We start from the raw sequence: 5,829 nt of genomic DNA, 5'->3' as shown, positions 1-5,829 counted from the left end.
CCGACAACACCGGTTATGGCTACAACACCATCATTGGTGAGCTGGGTGACCACAGCGTGCCCGAGGGTTGGGTGCAACGACCAAAGCGCAACACCACGCCGGGTACGCCTCCGGGTCCACCTATCCAATGGAACAAGCCCGAAGATCCCGATAATGCGCAGCCGGGGTATGGTTATGTCCCTGCCGACACAACCAACACCGAGGAAATCTTCTTCTATCATAGTGACCACCTCGGCAGCACCTCCTACATCACCGATGCCAAGGCCAACATCACCCAGTTCGATGCGTACTTGCCGTATGGCGAGTTGCTCGTTGATGAGCATAGCAGCAGCGAGGACATGCCCTACAAGTTCAATGGCAAGGAATTAGATGAAGAAACAGGATTATACTATTACGGTGCAAGATACATGGATCCCAAAATCTCCATGTGGTATGGAAGTGATCCTCTAAGTGAAGAATATGAAAATGTATCTGCTTTTGTATATTGTCATGGGAATCCAATATGTTTATTCGACCCGGATGGACAAGGTGATTATTACACAAATGAAGGTGTATGGTTAGGCTCTGATAAAAAGAAAGATAATTTTGTTTATACAGCCAGTGGCGTCCATCAGAGCAAGGACAAAAATGGAAATATGGTAAATGTTTTCGAAAATCCCCAGAAATTATCAATACATCATTCCAAATTTATAAGCCAATCTTCAACAGTATATGGGGAGAGTAGTGCTTATAGAGTCCGTGATAAAAAAAGTGAACCATCGGAAGATTTGAAAAAGGAGATGTATGCAATTGCAAGTGTTCATCAGCGGAATTCAAAAGCTTATGGAATAAGTTCTGAGCCTGCAAAAGATTTTAGAAGTAAAAGCGCTAAAGAAAGAAATGATTTACCTCTTATGCGGACAGCTATTGCAGCTGAAATTAATGCACTTAAAAATGGTATAGATTATAGTTATGGTGCAACAATGTGGGATGGAGCTGAGCAAGCCCAATTCTCAGAAAATGAACAGCGTAGAAGTAATGGTCATTTTGAAATACATATGAATACTATGGGTTGGAATATTTCTCCAAAACATTATGCTCAGTGGAAAAATAATATTGGTAAAGCATTCAAAGCACCTATGATTCGTGCTGCACGGGATTCTTTTTATAACTCAGTAACAAAGAAGTCAATTCCTAACCCTAATGCGGGAAAAATGCGGTTACAATCCACTGCTGTATATGGTAGAACAATATTTTGGAAAACAAATTAATAAAAAATTGTCATTATACAAGATATTAATTATGAAAGTGTTTTTACTTCTTTTATTATTATATTTTCCTCTTAACAGTAAGGTAGCGGAAAGTCATCAGGTGGACGTTACCTTATCGTATGAATCTGGGTATACTTCCAAGAGTCTATATATAAATGGAAAGAAAGAAGCTGTCTATAAAAGCAGGAAAAAGAAGCCTATAAGGCTCACAAAGGTCGAGAAAGATATGCAAAATGTCTTTTTCGAACAATTAAAATACTTGGAATCGTGGGGGGTGATTATAAAATATCCGGAGGTTATCTTCGAAGACCTTTGTATTATCTCTGATATATTGTCCAGTTATGATAAGTCGGAAATTCAATCTTTTATTCAAACAAAAGACAATTGTAAAACGATTAATATATTAAAAATTAACAAATATTACACATATATCAATGCAAGAGTTGATTATGTCTTAACGCTCACACTAGTTATAGAAAAAGGCTTACTTAAAGAATTCCGATATAAATATATGCCGGATTTTTCTAATGAGACCATTAGTTACAGATGTCAGTACAAATATGATAATTATGGTAGAATTATATATATAACGATTTTAGGGAAAGAAAAAAATGAGATTAGAATAACATATGCGAGTTTAAGATAATAAGAAAGACTGTCTCATGAGCAATAAACAGGGCAAGATTGGAACCAATAGAAGTTACTGGTGCAACTGCTAAAGACAGAGATCTAAATTCATTTTATCTCCATGACTCAGAGAAAGGCTATTCTCATGGTTGTACAGAGATAGAAAGTGCTTTATTTACTAAATTGAAAGAATATAGAGAAGAAGGTAACCAATCAATAGAAGTTATGGTTGATTATCCAAACAGAAATCATAGAACAAATGGAGGCACGAAAAAAGAAAAGAAATCGGAATAAAGTCAGCTTTATTGTAATATTTATGTTCATATTTAATATTAATATAGCATCCGCTCAAACACAGATATTATCAATATCTGCTAGAGAAGATAAAGACAGTCTTTTGATGATTATTGAAAATAAATCAAAAGTAGATACTGTCTTATTCTCTTTATATGAACAGATTAAAATAAAAAAGAAGTGGGTAACATCAAACTATGATTTATTTTGCGATGTAAACAATCCTAATACTTCTATTTTTATAATATATCCCAATCAGAAAATCGACTTAAGGGCAATGAAATCAAATGTTATTTATACAGATGAAAAGATTGGAAAATGTAAATTTTTAAGTATGAAAAGTAAACGAGTATTGCTTGTAGGTAACATTAAAGGTAGTGGTACATCAATCTCAATACATTCTGATGCATGGTAAAAACGGAGGCCTCTGGAAATACGGTGTCTGCTAGTGGTAAGTTTGCTGCGAAATTCCTTAAAGCGGGTATCTCGGGAAGTAAAAGCTGGCAGAACTCATACACCAATGTGTCTTGCATGGACATCAACGGTGATGGCTATCCCGATTGGATAAACGAACGCAAGGAAGAAATCAAAGCACAGATAACGACGCCGACAGGTGCACTTAGCAGCCATATAATTGAGCCCAATGTTCCCAATCCCAAGTTCGAGGCTTCATCCGGGACGGTGGGCATAGAGGTTGGGGCCGAGCTCAAGGACGGAGGCCATGCGGGTGACGGGAAAGCAGAGTCGCCAACGATTGCCGAGCAATGGAGTTTCAGTAAGAAGAGCCTGATTGCTGCGGCAAAGGCTAACGAAACTTCTTCTGGCTCCGTGAGTGCCAGCGGCAACTATACCAGCAGCAAGACAAGTACGGAAAGGGATTGGACGGATCTCAATGGCGACGGCCTGCCCGACATGCTTGACGGAGGTAGTGTGCGTTATAATCTGGGTAATTCCTTTGCAGATGCTCAAGAAAGTGGTTGCGGTGGTGTCGGCACATCCAAATCCAAGACATGGGGCGCCGGTGGTGGCGTGAGCATTCCAATCGCAGGAAAGGTAAACATCAGTTTCGGTTTCAACGGTACGCGTACCACTTCAGAATCGACCAGCTCGATGAATGACCTTAACGGTGATGGTTTACCCGACATCATAACACAAGAAGGAGATGATTTGTACGTGGCTTACAACACAGGTAACGGTTTCCTACCCAAGATAAGGTTTATACAAAATGCCGCCTTGGCAAGGAGCGTATCTTCTTCCGTATCCGAATTTGCCAATGTGGGAGTGGCCATTCCCTTATTGTTTGTAACCCTTCTTCCACGTGGTATTGCATCCAAATCAGATGGTGTGAGTTGTAACTCAACGGCTCTCATAGACATCGACGGTGACGGCTATCCCGATTACGTCAGTGAAAATGGCCCTAATGAACTGAAAGTACGCCGAAATCTCACCGCACGCACCAATCTGCTTAAAGGCGTTACTTTGCCTTTCGGCGGACATATCGCCTTGACCTATGAGAAAACCCGTCCCAGCTTTGCCATGCCCGGCTCGCGCTATGTACTCAAAAGCGTGGAGACCACGGGCGGCTATGCCGAGAACGGGGCCACCAGGATGCGCAACGAGTTTGAATACGAAGGCGGCTACCGCGACCGCAGAGAACGCGACTTCTATGGTTTTGAGAAGGTCACCACCAAGCAGATAGACACGCAGAACGGCAATGCCGTTTACCGCAAGCAGGTGACGGAATACGGGCACAACCGCAACCTGTACATGCACGACCTCGTCACTGCCGAGACGCTCTACGATGCAGCAGGCAACAAACTGCAAGGCACACAGAACACCTACGAGCTTAAACAACAGGCAGACACGACGGTGTTCTTCCCCGCACTCGCCTCCGTAAGGCAGACCATTTACGACAACGCAGGACAAGGCAGCATGAGCACCACCGTGCACAACACTTACGACGCTTACGGCAACCTCGCCTCTTACAAGGAAACGGCGACGAACTACGAGCTGGATGCCGACATCGCCTACCACGACTTGCAGGCGAAGTACATCGTCTCCGTGCCCAAGCACATCGCCGTAAAGGACAGGGGAGGGAAAGTCTACCGCGAACGCTCCACGCAAATCAACGGCCATGGCGACATCACCCGCATCACGATGCACAACGGCACAAAACCGTCGGTCTACGACATGGCCTACGATGCCTACGGCAACCTGACGAGCCTCACCAAGCCCGAGAACCACAAGGGGCAGCGCATGCGCTACGACTACACTTACGACAACGTGCTCCACATGTTCGTCACAAGCGTAGAAGACGCCTACGGCTACACCTCTTCCACCGCCTACGACTAGAAGTGGGCGGTGCCCGTGGAGACTTCCGACCTCAACGGCAACAAGATGCGCTATGCCTACGACGACATGGGACGCCCGAGCACGATTGTCGGTCCGAAAGAGATTGCCGCAGGCAAGCCCTACACCATTAAGTTCGAGTATCACCCTACCGGTCGTTATGCCCGCACGGTGCATTACGCACCCGAGGGCGACATCGAGACCTATACCTTTGCCGACAGCTTGATGCGCGCCGTGCAGACCAAGCAGACGGGCGTGGTATGGACGGGCGGCAGCAACCAAAAGGTGTCCATTGTCAGCGGCCGTGCCGTTGTCGATGCCTTCGGGCGTAACATAAAGGCGTTCTATCCCACCACGGAGAGCTACGGCAGCATCGGTACGTACAACACCACCACGGGCGACCCGCAGGCAACCACCGAATACGACGTCTACGACCGCACGACGAAGGTTGCGCTGCCCGATGGGGCAACCACCACGACGGCCTACGCCATCGTTTCCCATGACGGCGAGCCGATGCTCGAAACGAGGGTGACCGATGCGCTCGGACGCCATGCCGAGAGCTATACCGACGAGAAAGGGCGCAACCGCGAGACGGTGCAACACGCCTCGGGCGACAACATCACCGTGAAGTACGACTACGATGCCGTAGGACAGGTGACCGCCGTGCATCACCCCAACGGCAAGGCCACAACCTACGGGTACGACCTCTTGGGGCGTAAGCTCAAGGTGAACCATCCCGATGCGGGCGAGGTGACCTGTACCTACGATGCGGCGGGCAACCTCCTGACCAAGCTCACGGCAGAACTCAAAAAGAGGATTTCGGACAAGGCACCCGTCACTTACACCTACGACTACGAACGGTTGAGCGAAGTGCTCTATCCCAAGAACCTTTTCAACCGCGTTACCTACACCTATGGCAAACCGGGCGAGAGGTACAACCGTGCTGGCAGGCTGGTGCTGGTGGAAGACGCATCGGGTGGCGAGGCGTATTATTACGGCAACCAGGGCGAAGTGGTGAAGACGGTTCGCTCGGTGATGGTGAGCACCGCCGACGTGCGCACCTATGTCTACGGCGCCACCTACGACAGTTGGAACCGCGTACGCACGATGACCTATCCTGACGGGGAGGTGGTTACCTATCATTACAATGCGGCAGGGCAAATCGCGAGTGTCAAGTCCAACAAACAAGGAAAGGAAGAAACCATCGTAGAAAAGGTGGGCTATGACAAGGACGGACACACAGTCTATACCAAGCTCGGTAATGGAACGGAAACCACCTACACCTACGACAAACAACGCGAACGCTTAC

General features: G+C 46.5%; 4 protein-coding genes and 1 pseudogene. All 5 read left to right on the top strand.

What is annotated here, in order from left to right:
• Positions 1 to 1,250: RHS repeat domain-containing protein (locus HMPREF2955_RS17005; RefSeq protein WP_246830186.1), on the top strand; the 1,250-nt coding region annotated here is incomplete at its 5' end.
• Positions 1,219 to 1,896: a hypothetical protein gene (locus HMPREF2955_RS14705; RefSeq protein ID WP_246830185.1), complete on the top strand. Its 678-nt coding sequence runs from the start codon at positions 1,219 to 1,221 to the stop codon at positions 1,894 to 1,896. The genes HMPREF2955_RS17005 and HMPREF2955_RS14705, both read left to right, overlap by 32 nt.
• A gap of 38 nt (positions 1,897 to 1,934) precedes the next feature.
• Positions 1,935 to 2,171 (top strand): hypothetical protein, encoded by a 237-nt coding sequence (locus HMPREF2955_RS16405; protein WP_168166915.1) that lies wholly within the window; start codon positions 1,935 to 1,937, stop codon positions 2,169 to 2,171.
• A complete protein-coding gene (locus tag HMPREF2955_RS14700) occupies positions 2,137 to 2,586 on the top strand; it encodes a hypothetical protein (protein WP_198009323.1) in 450 nt (149 codons plus the stop codon). The genes HMPREF2955_RS16405 and HMPREF2955_RS14700 overlap by 35 nt, the downstream gene beginning before the upstream one ends.
• Positions 2,580 to 5,829 (top strand): annotated as a pseudogene (locus tag HMPREF2955_RS15470) (RHS repeat domain-containing protein); the annotation flags it as partial. The gene HMPREF2955_RS14700 and the pseudogene HMPREF2955_RS15470, both read left to right, overlap by 7 nt.

It is taken from the genome of Prevotella sp. HMSC073D09 (assembly GCF_001814145.1).
Lineage (GTDB): Bacteria > Bacteroidota > Bacteroidia > Bacteroidales > Bacteroidaceae > Prevotella > Prevotella conceptionensis.
The sequence above is the reverse complement of the archived record's forward strand: the minus strand, read 5'-3'. Positions and strand labels throughout refer to the sequence as shown.

Bases quoted from the DNA above. Each gene is read 5' to 3' on its own strand.
- HMPREF2955_RS14705 (WP_246830185.1), top strand. From the start codon at position 1,219: ATGGTAGAACAATATTTTGGAAAACAAATTAATAAAAAATTGTCATTA.
- HMPREF2955_RS14700 (WP_198009323.1), top strand. From the start codon at position 2,137: ATGGAGGCACGAAAAAAGAAAAGAAATCGGAATAAAGTCAGCTTTATT.